Origin of the sequence: Mycolicibacterium sediminis, from assembly GCF_010731735.1 — a bacterium.
Taxonomy (GTDB): Bacteria; Actinomycetota; Actinomycetes; order Mycobacteriales; family Mycobacteriaceae; genus Mycobacterium; species Mycobacterium sediminis.
On the sequence record NZ_AP022588.1, the window covers coordinates 3,270,104 to 3,286,553 of the forward strand.

The window sequence follows — 16,450 nt, forward strand, 5'->3', positions numbered from 1 at the left end:
CGACCGGCTCGCGCGACGTCGGACGGACACTCGTCGTTGGGCGACAGTTCGCCTGTCGCACTTACCATCCGCGGGTGCTCACACTCTCGACGCGCCCGCGGGCCAGGATCGCGACCCTGCTGGCGTGCGGACTGACGCTTCTCGCGGCCGCGCCGGCCCCCGTCGCGTCGGCCGCCTCGTTCGACTTCGGCGGCGCGGCGCGCACCTACGTCCTGCACGTGCCGGCCGGAGTGGAGCGGCCGTCGGCTCTGGTGGTCAACCTGCACGCAGCGGGCGCCAACGGCGGCGCACAGGCTGCGCTGACGCACTACGACGCGGTCGCCGACGCGCACGGCTTCGCCGTCGTCTACCCGGATGGCATCGACGCGAGCTGGGCCGACGGCCGCGGCGCGTCGGTGCCCGACCGGCAGCGGGTCGACGACGTCGGCTTCCTCTCCGCCCTGGTCGGCAGGCTGGTCACCGACCTCGGCATCGCCCCCGGCCGCGTCTTCGTCACCGGTCTGTCGGCCGGGGCATTCATGGCGAACCGGCTGGCATGCGACCGCGCCGACCTGTTCGCTGCCGTGGCCCCGGTGGCGGGAACGCTGGGCGCCGGTGTCCCGTGCAACCCGTCCCGACCGGTGTCGGTGTTCGAGACCCATGGCTCGGCCGACCCGATCGTGCCCTACGGGGGAGGCGGCATGACGGGCCGGGGAGGAACGAGTACGGTCCTCGGCGCGCCGACGATGGTGGACCGCTGGCGGCAGGTCGACGGCTGCCCACCACCCGTCGACGACACCTTGTTCGCGGTCGGGTACGGCACGCAGGTGCAGCGCTCCACGTCGGCGCCGTGCGCCGCCGGGACGGCGGTCGTCTTCAGCCGGGTCGACGGGGGCGGGCACACCTGGCCCGGGGCGCCGGCGGGACCCGGATCGGTCGGGCCGACCACGAACGCCTTCGACGCGTCGGAGGCATCGTGGCAGTTCTTCGACTCACACGGTCGCTGAGGGCGCCCCTACCCGGCCGGTTCGTACCGCAGCATCGTCACCCCGGCCTCGGGGTGATCGGTGAACACCGGCCGCACCGCCATCCCGACCCGGACGTCGTCGGGTGACGCGTTGACGATCTCGGTCGAGAAGTGCGGGCCCTCGTCCCACCGGACGACCGCGAGGATCTGCGGCACCGCGTCGACGAAGTGCGGCGACACCGGGCGGTGACTGACCGTGAACGTGTACAGCGTTCCGGCGCCGCTGATCTCGCGCCATTCGAGGTCGTCGGCGAGCGTGCCCGGCGCGAGCACGCGGGGATAGAAGACGTAGCGTCCCGCCGAGGGCGAGTATTGGATGCGAATCCGGCGCTCGGCCAACGCATCCCAGAACGGCTGGCTGGTCGGGGTCGGGACCGGCATCGGCCGGGTCATGGCGTTCATTGCTCAGTCACCCTCCAGGACCAGTGTCGTCTGCTCGGACAGGATGCCGCCGTTGCCGGAGACGAAGGCGCGGTGGCAGTCCGGTACCTGCGCGGCGGCGGCACGGCCCATGATCTGACGAGTGGCGTCGCACACGTGGTGCATGCCGCCCGCGGTGCCCGGCTGCCCGTATCCGAGTTGACCGCCCGCGGTGTTCATGGGGAAGTCGCCGCGGAACGTCAGGTCGTGGTCGGCGACGAAGCGTTGACCCTCGCCCTTGCGGCAGAAGCCGGCGTCCTCGAGGCTCAGCAGCGCGGTGATCGTGTAGCAGTCGTAGATCGACACCATGTCCATGTCGGTCGGCGCGAGGCCCGCCATGCCGAATGCCGAACCGGCCGCCTTGATCATCGGCGTCTGCAGGAGGTCCTCGGCGTAGGTCGGCGTCTTGTAGGGCACCCGCTCGCCGAAGCCCTTGATCCACACCGGCCGGTTGCGGCTGCGGCGAGCCAGGTCGGCGCTCGCCACCAGGACGGCTGCCCCGCCGAGCACGGGCATGACGATCTCCAGCATGTGCAGCGGGGAGGCGATGACGGGGCTGGCGAGTACGTCCTCGACGGTGAGCGGCACGTCCGAGAAGATGGCCCCCGGTGTGTGATTGGCGTTGACGCGCTGGTCGACGCTGATCTTCGCCATGGCCCGCTCGTCGTACCCGTAGGTCGCTGCGTAGAGCGTCGCGACCTGACCGTAGGGGCCGTTCTGCCCGAGATTGCCGTAGGGAATCTCGAACTCGGCCTGCGGTGAGCCGTACCGGTTGCTCGAGGCGCCGAAGTACAGCATGTCGCCGAAGTCCACGGGCTTGGACTCGCTCACCGGCGTGAGCGGGGTGGCGGGCACCACGCACAGCACGGCGTTGCAGATGCCCAGTTCGATCGCCGCGGCGGCGCGCCACACCATCGCGGCCGAGCTGGCCCCGCCGAGGTCGACGAGTTCGGCGAAGTTCGCTCGGATGCCGAGGTATTCGACGATCGTGGACGGAACGAAGATCTGCGACTCCTGCAGGTGGCCGGTGCAGATGCCGTCGACATCGGACGCATCGAGTCCCGCGTCGTCGAGCGTCGCCGCCGCGAGCCTGGCCCACTGTTCGAGGTTGAACTCGAGCGGACCGGTGGGACGCTTGGTGGCGGGCAGTTCCGTGTACCCGACGATCGCCGCCTCACCGCGTAGGCCCATGGCCGTCTCCCTTCGTCGTCGGCATCGTCATCGGATCGGGGCGGCCGCGCGGCGTACCCGGCAGGGCACGCCGTTGACCACCTGGGTGTTGCTCGGCACGTCGACGAGATCGGGCGGGTTGAGCAGGTTCGCGTTGACGCCCGGATGATCGTTCGCGACGGCCAACCGCGTACCGGACCGGCCGTGTCCCCACCCGTGCGGCAGGCTCACCACACCGGGCATCATCTCGTCGCCGACCTCGACGGCGACGCTGAGTTCGCCTTCGGTCGTGGAGATCTCGGCGACGTCGCCCGATCGCAGCCCGATGCGGTCCGCATCGGCCGAATGCATCAGCAGTGTGCAGCGCTCCCGGCCGCGCACCAGCCCCGGGACGTTGTGCAGCCAGGAGTTGTTGGAGCGCAGATGCCGTCGGCTGGTGAGGACGAGGTCCGGCGTGGGGCGGTCCATGCGGGCAACGAGTCGCGGCACGTCGTCGGCGAGGTGCGCATGGAAGAGTTCGACCGTGCCCGACGGCGTGGTCACGACCTCGGTGAGTCGGCCGCCGTCGAGTTCCTCGAGGCGCAGTCCGTCGGGATGGCGTCGCACCTCGGCCAGCGTCAGGCCATCCGGCCGCACACCGACGCCGTCACCCCAGGGGCCCAGGCGAATGCCGAGGTCGACGAGGCGCTCGGGACCGCGGCCGGACAGCTCGGCGAGCACCTCGAGGGGTTCGCGTCCGTGCAGGGGCGACTCCGGCCGCGCGCCGAGCATGGCGATCATGCCGCCCACGTAGAGGTCGTCGACGGCGTCGACGTCCACGTCGGGGACGGGCGTGCCGAACATCGACCCGGCCAGACGTACCAGGATCTCCCACTCCGCCGGACGGTCGGGCGGCGCCGCGAACACCGGGTCCGACCACTTCAGGCACGACGCCGTCGAGTACGCCCAGTAGAGGTCGTCGGAGTGCGGTCGCTCCAACGGGGAGAGACCGGGCAGCACCACGTGGGCATGCCGGGTCGTCTCGTTGAGCCAGTTGTCGATCGAGATCATGGCGTCGAGCCGTGGCAGGGCGTCCTCGAGCCGGCGGGACGCGGGCGCGGAGACGACCGGATTGCCCGCGACGGTGATCAATCCGCGGATGCGTCCGTCGCCGGGGGTGTCGATCTCCTCGGCGAGACAGCTGACGGGGAACTGGCCGAGCACCTCCGGGACACCGCGCACCCGGCTGCGGAACCGGCCGAAGGTCCAGCCCGGCTCGGTCTGGTCGGGCGGCTTGGCGAACATCTGCGACCAGGCGGCCGGACGGGGGAACACCGCACCGCCGCGGCGGTCGAGGGCACCGAGCGCGGTGTTGACCACGAACACCAGCCACGTGGACAGGGTGCCGAACTCCTGCGTGCATGCGCCGATCCGGCTGTACAGCACCGGGTTGCGGGCGTGGGCGAGGTCGTGCGCCAACCGGTGAATGGTGTCCGCACCGATGCCGGTCGCCTCGGCGACCCGCTCGGGGGTGAACGGTTCCGACAGCGCGATCACCTCGTCGAGTCCGGTCACCCGGTCGCGCAGGTGATCGGGACGGCGGACCCACCCGTTGGTGGCCAGGACCCGGAGGATCGCGAACAGCAGCAGCGCGTCGGTGCCGGGCCGGATCGGCACCCACTCCGAGGCGCGCGCCGCGGTACCGGTGCGCCGTGGATCCACGACGACCACGGTGCCGCGTCGGGTGATCTCCCGGATCGAACCCATCACGTCGGGCGCGGACAGCATGGACCCCTGGGACGCGGAGGGGTTGGCGCCCAGGATCATCAGGTGATCGGTGTGGGCGAGGTCGGGGATGGGGCCGTTCCACATGCCGCCGAAGAGCAGAGCGCTGACCACGTTGAGCGGCCACTGGTCCACCGTGCCGGGCGAGTAGTAGGCCTGCATGCCCGCTGCCTGACCGAAGCCGATCAGGGCGCCCACGTGCAGGCTCAGCCCGATGTTGTGGGCGACGGGGTTGCCGATGTACGTGGTCAGCGCGGAGGCGCCGTACCGGTCGAGGACGGGGCGCAGCACCCGCTCGCACTCCGCGAAGGCGTCGTCCCACGACACGGGCACGTGCTCGCCACGAGCATTGCGCACCAACGGTTCTCGCAGGCGGTCGGCGTCGTGGTGCACGGCGCCCAGCGACGCGCCCTTGGGGCACAGGTGGCCGCGCGACCAGACGTCGGCGGGGTTCGCGCGAACCGACGTCACGTCGGTGCCGGCGGTGTGGACGACGAGGCCGCACATCGCTTCACACAGGGGGCAGGTCACCTTGTGCTCGGCGGTCTCAGTCATCGTCCTCCGGAACGACGAGTGAGACCATCGTGGCCAGTCGCTCGGCCATGGCGCGGTAGTCGATCTCGCGGGACTGGGCCCGAAGTAGGGCGCCCCAGAACAGCGTCTCGAGGGTGTCCAGCACCTCGGGCCAGGCGCCGGTGCCCAGCGCCGCACCGAGGCGGCGGCGCACCTCGGCGGCGATCCTCGCCCGTGCCGCGGCGACGGCCGGATCGCCGGTCGACAGCAGGGCGGCGGTGCTGGCGTGGGCCAGGCCCGGCCGGTCCGCGAGGATCAACGCGACGGCGCTCAGCTGCGTTGCGACCCGGTCGGCGACGGGCGCAGAGGTGTCGACGGTCAGCGGGAGCGCCGTCACCTGCTGCAGGTACAGCTCGGCGAACACCGCGTCCATCGAGGGGAAGTGTGCGCGCACCGCGGTCTGCGCGACGCGCGCCCTGGCCGCAAGTTCGGGGACCGACACGTCGGGTCGCGCCGATTCGTCGAGCAGCTGCGCCGCAGCCCCGAGCACGCGCCGGTGCGTCGACGCGTGCCGTGCGTGCGGGTCTCGGATCCGAGTGACGTGGGCCACCCGTGAACTGGACATGTGTCCAAGTTATCCGAGCCGTAGTGCCATGGCAATGACCCCGCCAATCTGATTGATCGACCGCGGGTTAAGCGTGGTGGCGGCCACCGGTGAGTGGTCGCACCGGGGGATCGAGCGCGCGGGTGGCGGCGTGGTCGGACAACTGTCCAGCGCTACCGGGGCGCCGTGATCCGGGCATGGCGCGCGAGGTGCGCGTCGGTGCTGCCGAACTCGTACTGCATGGTGGTGAGGCGCTTGAAGTAGTGCCCGATCGCGAGTTCCTCGGTCATGCCCATGCCGCCGTGCAACTGCACCGCGCTCTGGCCGACGAAGCGGGCGGCACGGCCCACCGTCGCCTTCGCCGCGGACACGGCCCGCGCGCGGGTGGCCGCGTCGCCGTCGAGGTTGAGCACCGCGAGCTGCACCGCCGCCGCCGACTGCTCGACCTCCATGTACATGTCGACCATGCGGTGCTGAAGTACCTGAAAGGCGGCGATGGGCTGCCCGAACTGGTAACGCTGCTTGCAGTACTCGACCGTGTCCGCCAACACCTTTCGCATGCAGCCGACGGCCTCGGCACACACGGCGGCCGCCCCCTCGTCCCGCGCCTGCTCGATCGACGGCCACGCGCCGCCATCCTCGCCCAGGAGTGCGTCCGCGGGCACCCGCGCGCCCACGAGGTCGACGTCGGCGGCCCAGCGGTCGTCGACGGTGCGGTAGGGGTGCATCGTCAGCGCGCCGCCCACCGCGCCGCCCACCGCGTCGACGTCGAGCAGGAACGCCGACGGACCGGCGGCCGTCGTCGCGGTCACGATCAGGTAGTTGGACGTCGGCGCGCCGACGACCACGATCTTCGAGCCGTCGAGCACCCAGTCGTCCCCGTCGCGCACCGCGGTGGTCGCGGGCGTACGCCAGTCGTCTCCGGTCTCAGCCTCTGCCGCCGCGAGCACGACGACGGCGTCACCCGCCGCGATGCGCTCGAGCAGGGCGGCTGCGACGCCTCCGCCTGCGCGGCGCAGCAGTCCGGCGGCGACCACGGCGGTGTCCACGAACGGTTCCACCACGAGCGCGTGGCCCAGCGCCTCGGCGATGATCATCACCTCGACCGGACCACCACCGGTCCCGCCGACCTCCTCGGGCAGCGCTGCGCCCAGGAGGCCGAGGTCCTGGCCGAAGGCCCGCCAGATATCCGGCCGACCACCGGTCCTGGCGGCGACGCGGCTCGCGGCCAGGTCGTAGCGCGTCGCGAGGAATCTGGTCAGCCCGTCGCGCAGCAGCGTCTGTTCGGCCGTGAGGGTGAAGTCCACGAGATGTCCTCCCTAGAGTCCGAGAGCTGCCTTGGCGAGGATGTTGCGTTGAATCTCGTTGCTGCCCGCATAGATCGAGCCGGCGCGGTCGTTGAGGTAGCGCAGGGGAGCGACCGCCTGCCACGGCTCGCCGCTGACGTAACCGTCGGCCGGCGGCTCGAAGTCGGCGACGGGACCGCCCGGACACGTGGCGTGCGGCTGGTAGACCCGGCCGCGTGGACCTGCCGCCTCCATCGACAGCTCGGTGAGCACCTGGCTCAACTCGGTGCTGAGGACCTTCAGCATCGACGAGTCCGAGCCCGGATGGCCGCCACCCTCGAGCGCGGCCAGCACGCGGTACTCCAGGATCTCGAGGACGTCGGTGCGGATCCTGGCGTCGGCCAGTCGCCGGGCGAAGCCGGGGTCGTCGATCAGCCTGCCGCCCGACGGTCCGGGCTGGGTGGCCGCGGCCGTCGCCACCTCGTCGGCGACGACCTGCAGTGCCGGCGCGGTGGCCTCGCCGCCGCGCTCGAACTCGAGCAGGTACTTCGCGACCGTCCAGCCGTCGTCGATCCGGCCGATGACGTTATCCTGCGGGACGCGGACGTCGTCGAAGAACACCTGGTTCTGGATCTCCTCGCCCGAGGTCATCACCAGCGGACGGATCTCGATTCCCGGCGTGGTCATGTCGATCAGCAGGAACGTGATGCCCTGCTGTTTCTTCGCCGCGCGGGACGTGCGGACCAGGGCGAACATCCAGTTCGCTTCGCGGGCGTGGGTGGTCCAGATCTTGCTTCCGGTGCACACCAGGTCGTCGCCGTCGGCCACCGCCGCCATCGAGAGCGACGCCAGGTCCGATCCGGACTCGGGCTCGGAGTAGCCCTGGCAGAAGAACACCTCACCGGTGAGGATGCGCGGGAGGAAGTACTCCTTCTGCTCGGGCGTGCCGAAGGCGATGATCGCGTGCGCGACCATGCGGATGCCCATCGGGGACAGGGCCGGAGCCCCGGCGAGCGTCGACTCCCGGCTGAACACGTAGCGCTGGGTGAGGCTCCAGTCGCAGCCGCCGTGCTCGACGGGCCACGCCGGCGCCGCCCAGCCGCGCTCGTGCAGGATCGACTGCCACGCGAGCCCGGCGTCGTGATCGCTATAGACGCTGGTCATGAGGCGGCCGGCGCGTCGCAGCTCCGGGGTCAGCTTCTCGTCGAGGAAGGCCCGCACCTCGTCGCGGAACTCGAGGTCGGCCGGCGACCAGCTCAGGTCCATGTCGTCATCCCGTCGTCGCAGCACTGCTGTCGAGGACAGTAAACCGAGTCGGACGGGCGATGGTGCCCTACCGGGGATCTAGCCGGCGGGGCTTGCACCGTCCACGGTCGAGGACTCCGGTGTCCGGGGTGCGCGCAGGGACTGGCGGGCCAGGAACTCGCGGTAGTAGCCCAGGGAGTCCTCGGAGATCAACGCCGGCAGCATGACCGCCCACACCTTGCCGAACCGCACACGGAGGTCCGTGCTGTCGGCCAGCGCACTGCTGAGCAGCTCGGCGCCGAGAAGCGCGCCGATGATGGCGTTGCTCGCATCCTCCGGGTCGATGTCGTCCCGGAGGTCGCCCTCGGTGATCGCGCTGGTGGTCAGGCGCGTCATCTCGTCGAGCAGCGTCGCATAGGTCTGCTTCGCGGCGGGGTTGAAGCCGCCGAACGTGCGCAGCAGCCGCCCCGCAGCCTGGGCCACCCGGTCGGTGCCGAGGACGTCGGTCACGACGAAGAGGCCGTGCACGATGTTCTCCATCGCGGGTGAACTCGAGCGTCCCGCAGCCCGGAACGCATCGAGGACCGTCGTGGCGCCCTCCTCGATGATCGTGGTCGCGAGGGCTTCCTTGGAATCGAAGTGGTAGTACAGCGCGCCCTTGGTCAGCTCGGCGCGTTCGATAATGTCGGCCAAACCGGCTGCGGGATAACCGATCTCGTTGATGAGATCGATCGCGGAGTCGATGATCCTCCGACGGGTCGCCTCGGATCTTGCCTGGCGCACCACTTCGGCTACCTCCGTCGGTCGTCATCGCAATTGACGTGCGATTCGATTAGAACCGCAATCATAGTTCGTCGGCCCGGAACGGTACCGCATTCCTGATCGCGAGCGCGGTGCGGCGTCGGACGAAAGCCGTGAGGTAGTCGAGTCTGCGGGCGTCGACGAACCCTGGCATCACCAGCCGCCACATGGCCGCCAGGTCGTGCAGGTACGTCGTCGGATCGTCCAGGTCGCTCGCCTGCCGCAGGCCCATGTACAGCGAGACGACCAACTTGGCGACGTCGGTGTGGTCGACGTCGGTGTCGACGTCGCCCTCGGCGGCGGCACGACCGACCAACTCGGCGAATGACGTCACCCAGCTGGCCACCAGCCGGGCCTGGAGGCCGTCGAACCTGCCCAGTGCCTCGAGGAGGTTGAAGCCCGCACGGGCCATCTGCGACCCGATGTCGTCGACGGCGATGACGAAGCACATCTCCACCATGGACTCCAGCGCAGGCAGCGACTGGAAGTGCGGCTGGGCGAACAGGTCGGTGGCCTCGTCCGCCCGGTACTCGACGACCGCCGAGGCGAGTTCGTGCTTGGAGCGGAAGTGGAAGTACAGCGCACCCTTGGTCACGTGGGCGTCGTCGAGGATGTCGTCGAGGTTGACCTGGCTGTAGGCCTTGTTCGCGAACTGGTGGGCCGCGGATTGCAGTATCGACAGGCGAGTGCCGTCCGCCGGCCGGTCCGGCTCGGTGCGCACGTCCGGTGCGTCGGTCACGGCTCGGGCCCGGTCCGCTGGTGTCCGGCGGCGCGGGTCAGCGGGGCGCAGACCATGGCGCGTGGTGCCCTCATCACCGCTCCCCGATCCCGGGGCCGTTGCGCTCGTGGCCGGAAGACGGCACGCGCGACCCGGCCACGTCGACTCCTACCGACCCACTCCGACCGCCCCTGATTTTGCTACGAACCATCGGTCAATTCCGAGGAAGCGGTACATTCCAAAAGTATGTAAAGTACGGAACGTGATGACTCATGGTCTGATGCGTCGGGACGCCTTCGTCTCGGCCATCGACCTCCGGGACGACGTCGATGGACGCTCGCGATCGTCGCACCGGACCGGACGGCTCCCCGCGGGAGCCAACCGGTCGTTTTTGACGGACACGGCAAATCCGGACGCCACTACGACGAGAGGTCGTCGTGGCGTCGGACGTGGGCCGTTGACTGCACTGCGTCCGCCCTGTCTCCCTTCACGGCAACCCCGAGGTACATGACGCGCATGTGGGATCACGAGGTCGACCTAATCTCGATCGGCGCCGGAATCGGCGGACTCGCCGGGGCCGTCGCCACCGTCGACGCAGGTGACGAGGTTCTCGTCGTCGATGCCGCACCGGCCGTCGGCCGCGGCGATTCCGGCGTGGCGACGCGTCGGCGGGTGGGCTCGCGCCGGGGGTGGATGCACGCCGCGACCGCCGATCCCGAGACGGCGGAATACTTCGCTGGATTCGCGGAGTGGGTGCCGGAGTCCACCCTGGTCACGCCGGACGTGCCCGTCCCGATGCGCGTCGCGAGCCCCATGTCGAACGGAATCGCCGAACCGTTCCTCGGGCGACGACTGGCCGACTGGGCCGCCACCTGCCTCACCTCGCCCTACGGGATGCTCTACTCCAATGTCTTCGGTTGGGGCCGCACCACGATGCGCGCGTCCACCGGCGGGACCATCGAGGTCGTCCCCATCGGCACCGTGAACTGGGGTCAGGGCGCAGGTGCGTCCGCGCTGCGGAGCTGGTTGACCGACCGGGCACGCGACCTCGGCATCGAGGTCCTCACCGACTCGCCGCTGGATCGGCTCGTCTTCGAGGACCGCCGAGTGGTGGGGGCTGTCTTCCACACTCCGTCGGGGCCGCGCGCCGTGCGCGCCCGACGCGGCGTCACCGTGGCACCGGCCGACCAGGATTGGGAGGCGGCGGGCGACTGGGCGCCGCAGGACGGCGAGTCACGGCAGGTGTGCCTCGTCGGGCGCACCGCCAGCCGGTTCGGTCGGGTCGAACTCCTCACGACCGCGGGCGCATCTACCGCCGCCGTCCGCCCCGCGACGTGCCCGGCCACCCGGCAGTCGCTACGCACCGGCCTGCACGAGGCCCGCGCGCTGCGCTCAGGCCTCGGGCTCTGCCGGAAAGTGAACTGACACCCGGCCCTGCGCCAGCAGCGCCAGCATGTCCTCGCTCGACAGGGGCTGCGACAGCAGGAAGCCCTGCGCGCGTCGGCAGCCGTGGTGCAGCAGCGTCAACGCCGCCGCCTCGGTCTCGACGCCCTCGGCCACCAGTTGCAGTCCGAACGCGTCGGCGAGCGCGATGATCGCCCGCACGATCGCGAGGTCGTCCTGGCTCTTGCCGAGGTCGGTGACGAAGCTGCGGTCGACCTTCAACACGTCGACCGGTAGCGACTTCAGGTGCGAGAAGACGCTGTACCCGGTGCCGAAGTCGTCGATCGCGACGCGCACTCCGGCGTCCCGCAACCCGTTGAGGGTGATCGTCGTGGTCTCGAGGTCCTGGACGACGACGCTCTCGGTGATCTCCACGCAGACGGATCCGGGCGGCAGGTCGAACTCGGCCAGGATGCCCGCCACCGTCTCCACGAAGCCGGAGGTGACCAGCTGCACCGGTGAGACGTTCACCCGCAGTTCGACGTCGAGCCCCGCCACGGTGGACCGCCACCGCGCGAAGTCGGCGCACGCCGTCCGCAATACCCACCGGCCGAGTTCGCCTGCGAGATTGATCGATTCGGCCACCGCGATGAACGACGCGGGGGAGAGCAGCCCGCGGGTCGGATGCTCCCAGCGGACCAGCGCCTCGGTGGCCAGCACCCGTCCGGTGCGCATGTCGACCTCGGGCAGGTACCGCAGGAACAGCGCGCCGTTCTCGATGACGTTCTGCAGGTGCAACTCGATGTCGTTGCGGAACTCCGACTCGAGTGCCATCGCGTCGGTGGCCATCGCCACCTGGTTGCCGCCCTCGGCCTTGGCGGTCATCACGGCCTGGTCGGCCCGGCGCAGCAGTTCGTTGGTGGTGTCGCGGCCCGGCGTTCCGACGGCGACGCCGATGCTCACGGTGCGGTTCAGCATCTCGCCGTCGATCGCCACCCGTTCGCGCAGCACTCCCAGCAGGTGCGTGGCGAGTTCCTCCGCGTCGGCCGCCGAGGTCGGCTCCGCGGGCACCACGACGAACTCGTCGCCGCCGAGCCTGGCGATGAGGCTCGACCGCTTCGTGCCCTGCTGCAGGCGATCGGCGAGGACGCGGATGAACCAGTCGCCCGCGGTGTGGCCCAGGTAGTCGTTGATGGTCTTCAGCCGGTCGAGGTCGAAGAACAGGGTGGCCACCGGCCCGTCACTGCCCGGCGCGAGCCGCTTCTCCAGGTGATCGAGCAGTGCCCGGCGGTTGTACAGCCCGGTCAGGTCGTCGTGTTCGGCGAGGTGGCGCAACCTCTCCTCGGCCGCGACACGTGCCTGCACCTGCGCGAACAGCGAGCCGATCGCCTCGAGGGCGTTGAGTTCCTCGGGCCGCCACTCGCGGTCGCCGAACTTGACGAAGCCGATGATGCCGGTTGTGACGTCGCCGGACACCAGGGGAGCGGCCGCCATCGACGTCTGCGGGACGTTGCGCCCCTCTTCGATGCGGCGCTGGTAGTCCTGATTCTCCGGACGGAAGACGAGCGGCTTCTTGCCGTGCTCGGACTGGGCGAAGACGGGGTCGGCGTCGGCGAAGTACACCGTCCCCAGCGGGTCCGGGTCGGGCACGCCGGGTCGTTCGGGCCATTCGGCGACGAGGACCGACGCACGGATCGAATGGTCGTTGTACCGCAGGAAGCTGACGTCGACGTCGAAGTACTCGACCATCATCCCGAGCACGCCCCGCGCCACCGACTTCGACGTGGCGGCGCTCGACGCCATCAGATCGACGGCGACGTTGGTCACCAGTCGATCAAGGCTTACGCGCGGCGTCTGAGCGGACATCGAACTCAGAATATCGCTGGTCGTCGATATTGACGTGTCGCCGTCGGCTCCGGACCGATGTCGGGGGTGTGACGGCGAACCGCAGGATCAGCGCGGGCACCTCGTCGGCCAGCCCCGCGAGCTCGGCGAAGCGCCGTCGCAGATCCGCCAGCGCATCCACGTGGGTGGCCGACACCTCGCGGAGGTCGCCGTCGGAACGGGCGTACAGGAAGGCCGGTGAGATGGGTTGCACCGAGAGGTCGAACTCCTCGGCGGTGACCCACACTGCCTCGACCGCCGCGCCGCCCCGGGCGTAGTCCGACAGCCGGGCGCCGTCGACGGTGACGACGGCCAGGGCACTGCTCGACTGCACCCGCGACGAGGTGTCCGCGCCGAGGATCCGCCCGCCGTCCCAGGACGCCAGCGTCTCCATCACCTCCGGCCGCTTGAGGATGTCGAGGGCGAGCAGCGTCCCGGGGTCCAGCTCCAGGCTGCGGACGTCGATGCCGGACTGCAGGGAGTCGTTGCCGGGCCAGCGCAGCTCCGAGGCCATCTCGGCGTGCAGGGGAGGCGTGAGGTACCGGATCCTGTCGGCGGCGCCCAGGATCTCGGCGGCGGCGGCGATCTCCGCAGGCGACGACAGCATGCGCAGCCCCGCGCCCTCGCGGACGGCGGCGTCGGTGAGGGCGCCGACGATGGCACCGCTCAGCGCGGTGGCGTCGCCGCGGTGGCGGTTGGTCTCCCGCCGCAGCACGGCGGGGTACAGCCGCGCACGATCGGGATCGGTCCCCGGCTCCAGGGTGATCGTGGCCTTCAGCGGCCACCGCTCGTCGGGCTCGGAGTAGCGGACGCGGGCCACCACGTCGCCGGATGCGGCGGCGGCGACCTCGGCGTTGAACACGGCGGCGCCGACGGCCACCGCACTGCCACGGAAGCCGACGTCCATCGTCGAGGTCAGTTCAGGGGTCAGCACGATCTCGACGGTGTCGCCGTCGGCCTCGATGGCCCACGGCTGTGAATTGCCGCCCGACGGGGCCCTGTGGGCCGCTGCGACGATCGCGGCCAGCGGTGACGTCGGGGGAGCCGGCTCGGCCGGATCGGCGGGATCGTGCGTGACCACGACGACCGGCTCCTCGAGCCGGTCCAGCGCGGCGCCCGCGTCCAGACGCGCCCGCCCCGATCCGAGCGCGAGTCCGAGCCCGATGCGACGGACGGCCTCGGCGACGCCGCCCGCCCCGAGCGTGACGTCCCCGGCCAACTGCGGCCACGTCGCCAGCTCGTGACCCACCTCGAGCAGCGACGCCGCGGCACGGGCCGTGAGACCCGCGACGTCGACCAGACGCATCACCTGCGGCACCTTCTGCTGGCTGCTCAAGGTGGCCAATTCGGCAACGTCGACGTCCCCGAGCAGTCCGTGGAAGAGCGGTCGGTGCGGGTCGAGGTCGAACCGCTCGACGTCGATCAGGCCGCGGTCGCTGGTGGCCATCACGACCGGCAGCCGCCGGCGCCGCGACTCCTCGCGCACCAGCGCCTTGACGTCGAGCGAGTCGCACTCCTCCACGACGACGTCCATGCCGTCGAGGAACGCGTCGACGGTGTCGGCGGTGACTCCCGACGGCCACGGATGCACGGTCAGATAGGGGTCGAGTTCGGCGATCCGGCGCGCGGTGGCGACGGCCTTGTTGACCCCGAGGTCGAAGACGCTCGCGGGCACGCGATTCAGATTCGACAGTTCGAGTTCGTCGAAGTCGGCGAGACGCAACTCCCCGCACAGCCCCTCGGCCGCCAGCGTGTGCGCGATCACGTGTCCGGAGCTGAGCCCGATCACGCCGACCACGAGCGTGCCCAGGTGGTCCTGCTCCCCGGCGGTGATGAGGTTGCGGTTGCGGTCGAGCCGGAGCCGTCGAAACGATTGCGGGCCAAGGATCTTGACGATCGACCGACGCCACGGGTAGTACGCCCACCGCGGCGCCTCGCCGAGGAGTCCGGCGTCGTCGGTCATGTCCGCGATCGCAGCGTGCTGCGCCGCGAACGAGTCGAGCGCCTCGATGGTCGGGTCGGACCGAAGGCGGTCGAGCGCGGCGCCGTCCGCGTCGTCGGACGTGTCGAGCAGTACCGCGCTGAACCCCAGATCGTCGGAGCGTCGACTCACAGGGCGATCGCCGCCACCGTGGAGATCGCAGAGGTCTCCCGGATGATCTTCGACACCTGTTCGGGATCCGCGTAGTTGGCGAACGTCCGCCTGTCCCACCACATCATCTTCGTACGGTAGCGCTCATCCGGGTACGGAGCGGCAGGGATGTGGGCAACCACACCACCGGACGACCCCCACCGTTCGAGCACGTGGGGCGCCGACGTCGCCATGCAGAATTGGACCCCCATCAACTCCATGGCGTGGAAGCCGCTACGCGCCAGTGCGGTCGACACCGAACGGGCCCGATCGCGGGCGTCGGTCGTCCAGGCGGACTTCATCTCCAGGATGCCGAACGGGGTGCGGTCGTCGATCATCTTGCGCACCATGGGCAGACCCGGATGGCCCGCCCACTCCACGACGGCGTGGGAATCGTCGGCGCCGGTGAGCGGTCCCTTGGCCCGCACCCCACCGATGACGTGCCCCCCGTCGTCGACAATCGCCCAGAACATCGCCGTGTCCGCGCCGTCGCATATGGCCGCCACGTCGAGCGCGGCCTGCACGCCGTAACGCTGATAACTCCGCTCGGCGCCCGCGAGGTAGTCCGACCAGAGGGTCCGGTCGAGTTCGGGTGTCGACAACACCATCGTCGCCGAGGAATCGGAGTCCCACCAACTGATGTTCTCCGTCATCCGAAAGGATGCATAGTGCTCGAATTCCGCGCACGGAACGCTCATTTTTCGCCCCATTCTTAGAGCAGTCGGCGCCGATCTACGGCGCCTCTGGCTGCCGTCATTCGCATCGGTTCGAATGCGAACCGCAAACTCAGTATCGGGCCGTGCGATGCCCGTTTCCAAGCCATCGGGCGTGGTTACCGACCGGTTCTTTGCAGGTCACACGGCTAAGCGCGGAGAATGTGCACGACCGTCAAAACACTGCAATGCCGGTAACGGGCGTTGTCCCAGCGTATGAACCATCCCGGCAAAATTCGCGCGCGAAACAAACCAATTCCCCGCTTTTCAGCAAATGGGCGATTGTGTTCGGAACTCACAACGACTAGATGTATTACGGGCGGTGCGCGACGGCGCGACGCGATCGAGAGGAGCGGGTGTGAAGGTCTTCAAGGATCTGAATGAGTTTGCAGCGGCGCTGGGCAGCCAACTCGGGCCCACCGACTGGATGGAGATCAGCCAGGACCGCGTGAACCTGTTCGCCGACGCCACCGATGATCATCAGTGGATCCACGTCGACCCGGCGAGGGCCGCGGACGGCCCGTTCGGGGGCACGATCGCGCACGGGCTGCTGACGCTGTCGCTGCTGCCGCACTTCTCGCACGACCTCTATCGGGTGGAGGGCATCACGCTCGCCGTCAACTACGGCTACAACAAGGTCCGCTTCATCACGCCGGTCAAGGTCGGTGCGAGGATCCGGGCGCGCGGCGAGGTGACCGAGATCAAGCAGCTCGACGGCGCCGTGCAGGCGACCACCACGATCACCGTGGAGATCGAGGGCTCGGAGAAGCCGGCCGCGGTCGCGGAGTCGATCGTCCGCTACATCGCCTGAG

The 16,450-nt window shown here is 70.0% G+C and carries 14 protein-coding genes; 3 read left to right on the forward strand and 11 right to left on the reverse strand.

Translation table 11 applies throughout. The features are described 5' to 3' along the window. Nucleotides 1-74: 74 nt before the first annotated feature. On the forward strand, nt 75-986 hold the full coding sequence (locus tag G6N64_RS15675) for an extracellular catalytic domain type 1 short-chain-length polyhydroxyalkanoate depolymerase (RefSeq protein WP_163797885.1): 912 nt from the start codon (nt 75-77) through the stop codon (nt 984-986). A gap of 8 nt (nt 987-994) precedes the next feature. Here the strand turns inward: G6N64_RS15675 and G6N64_RS15680 are convergent, their stop codons facing one another. The 8 genes from G6N64_RS15680 to G6N64_RS15715 all read right to left on the reverse strand — a co-directional run bounded on the left by G6N64_RS15680 (nt 995) and on the right by G6N64_RS15715 (nt 9,548). Then, a complete protein-coding gene (locus G6N64_RS15680) occupies nt 995-1,408 on the reverse strand; it encodes a Zn-ribbon domain-containing OB-fold protein (protein WP_163797886.1) in 414 nt (137 codons plus the stop codon). 3 nt (nt 1,409-1,411) lie between these two features. Then, a complete protein-coding gene (locus G6N64_RS15685) occupies nt 1,412-2,617 on the reverse strand; it encodes a thiolase family protein (RefSeq protein WP_163797887.1) in 1,206 nt (401 codons plus the stop codon). A 27-nt stretch (nt 2,618-2,644) separates the two neighbouring features. Next, a complete protein-coding gene (locus tag G6N64_RS15690; protein ID WP_163797888.1) occupies nt 2,645-4,915 on the reverse strand; it encodes a molybdopterin-dependent oxidoreductase in 2,271 nt (756 codons plus the stop codon). Further along, a complete protein-coding gene (locus G6N64_RS15695; RefSeq protein WP_163797889.1) occupies nt 4,908-5,498 on the reverse strand; it encodes a TetR/AcrR family transcriptional regulator in 591 nt (196 codons plus the stop codon). The genes G6N64_RS15690 and G6N64_RS15695 overlap by 8 nt, the downstream gene beginning before the upstream one ends. Before the next feature lie 152 nt (nt 5,499-5,650). Beyond that, the gene (locus tag G6N64_RS15700) at nt 5,651-6,784 is read right to left on the reverse strand and encodes an acyl-CoA dehydrogenase family protein (RefSeq protein WP_163797890.1); all 1,134 of its coding nucleotides are present in this window, start codon (nt 6,782-6,784) and stop codon (nt 5,651-5,653) included. Between the two features lie 12 nt (nt 6,785-6,796). After that, the gene (locus G6N64_RS15705; RefSeq protein WP_163797891.1) at nt 6,797-8,029 is read right to left on the reverse strand and encodes an acyl-CoA dehydrogenase family protein; all 1,233 of its coding nucleotides are present in this window, start codon (nt 8,027-8,029) and stop codon (nt 6,797-6,799) included. A 78-nt stretch (nt 8,030-8,107) separates the two neighbouring features. Then, entirely contained in the window at nt 8,108-8,794 is a 687-nt protein-coding gene (locus G6N64_RS15710; RefSeq protein WP_163797892.1) for a ScbR family autoregulator-binding transcription factor, read from the reverse strand. A gap of 58 nt (nt 8,795-8,852) precedes the next feature. After that, nucleotides 8,853-9,548, reverse strand: a complete 696-nt coding sequence (locus G6N64_RS15715; protein ID WP_246230668.1) for a TetR family transcriptional regulator — start codon at nt 9,546-9,548, stop codon at nt 8,853-8,855. A gap of 486 nt (nt 9,549-10,034) precedes the next feature. Between G6N64_RS15715 and G6N64_RS15720 the strand changes: the two genes are divergently transcribed. Further along, nucleotides 10,035-10,952, forward strand: a complete 918-nt coding sequence (locus tag G6N64_RS15720) for an FAD-binding protein (protein ID WP_163797893.1) — start codon at nt 10,035-10,037, stop codon at nt 10,950-10,952. Here G6N64_RS15720 and G6N64_RS15725 read toward each other — a convergent pair. The 3 genes from G6N64_RS15725 to G6N64_RS15735 are packed head-to-tail and all read right to left on the reverse strand — an operon-like array spanning nt 10,920 to nt 15,623. Beyond that, nucleotides 10,920-12,776: a bifunctional diguanylate cyclase/phosphodiesterase gene (locus G6N64_RS15725; RefSeq protein WP_163797894.1), complete on the reverse strand. Its 1,857-nt coding sequence runs from the start codon at nt 12,774-12,776 to the stop codon at nt 10,920-10,922. The genes G6N64_RS15720 and G6N64_RS15725 overlap by 33 nt on opposite strands. Further along, the gene (locus tag G6N64_RS15730) at nt 12,745-14,907 is read right to left on the reverse strand and encodes an Rv1355c family protein (RefSeq protein WP_163797895.1); all 2,163 of its coding nucleotides are present in this window, start codon (nt 14,905-14,907) and stop codon (nt 12,745-12,747) included. Before G6N64_RS15730 ends, G6N64_RS15725 begins: the two co-directional genes overlap by 32 nt. Then, nucleotides 14,904-15,623, reverse strand: a complete 720-nt coding sequence (locus G6N64_RS15735; RefSeq protein ID WP_163797896.1) for a hypothetical protein — start codon at nt 15,621-15,623, stop codon at nt 14,904-14,906. The genes G6N64_RS15730 and G6N64_RS15735 overlap by 4 nt, the downstream gene beginning before the upstream one ends. Before the next feature lie 373 nt (nt 15,624-15,996). Between G6N64_RS15735 and G6N64_RS15740 the strand changes: the two genes are divergently transcribed. Further along, nucleotides 15,997-16,449 carry a MaoC family dehydratase gene (locus G6N64_RS15740; protein WP_163797897.1) on the forward strand — a complete coding sequence of 151 codons (453 nt, stop codon included), beginning with the start codon at nt 15,997-15,999 and terminating at the stop codon, nt 16,447-16,449. Nucleotide 16,450: the final 1 nt, after the last annotated feature.

Bases quoted from the DNA above. Each gene is read 5' to 3' on its own strand.
- G6N64_RS15720 (WP_163797893.1), top strand. From the start codon at position 10,035: ATGACGCGCATGTGGGATCACGAGGTCGACCTAATCTCGATCGGCGCC.
- G6N64_RS15680 (WP_163797886.1), bottom strand. From the start codon at position 1,408: ATGAACGCCATGACCCGGCCGATGCCGGTCCCGACCCCGACCAGCCAG.
- G6N64_RS15705 (WP_163797891.1), bottom strand. From the start codon at position 8,029: ATGGACCTGAGCTGGTCGCCGGCCGACCTCGAGTTCCGCGACGAGGTG.
- G6N64_RS15725 (WP_163797894.1), bottom strand. From the start codon at position 12,776: ATGTCCGCTCAGACGCCGCGCGTAAGCCTTGATCGACTGGTGACCAAC.
- G6N64_RS15735 (WP_163797896.1), bottom strand. From the start codon at position 15,623: ATGAGCGTTCCGTGCGCGGAATTCGAGCACTATGCATCCTTTCGGATG.
- G6N64_RS15685 (WP_163797887.1), bottom strand. From the start codon at position 2,617: ATGGGCCTACGCGGTGAGGCGGCGATCGTCGGGTACACGGAACTGCCC.
- G6N64_RS15690 (WP_163797888.1), bottom strand. From the start codon at position 4,915: ATGACTGAGACCGCCGAGCACAAGGTGACCTGCCCCCTGTGTGAAGCG.
- G6N64_RS15695 (WP_163797889.1), bottom strand. From the start codon at position 5,498: ATGTCCAGTTCACGGGTGGCCCACGTCACTCGGATCCGAGACCCGCAC.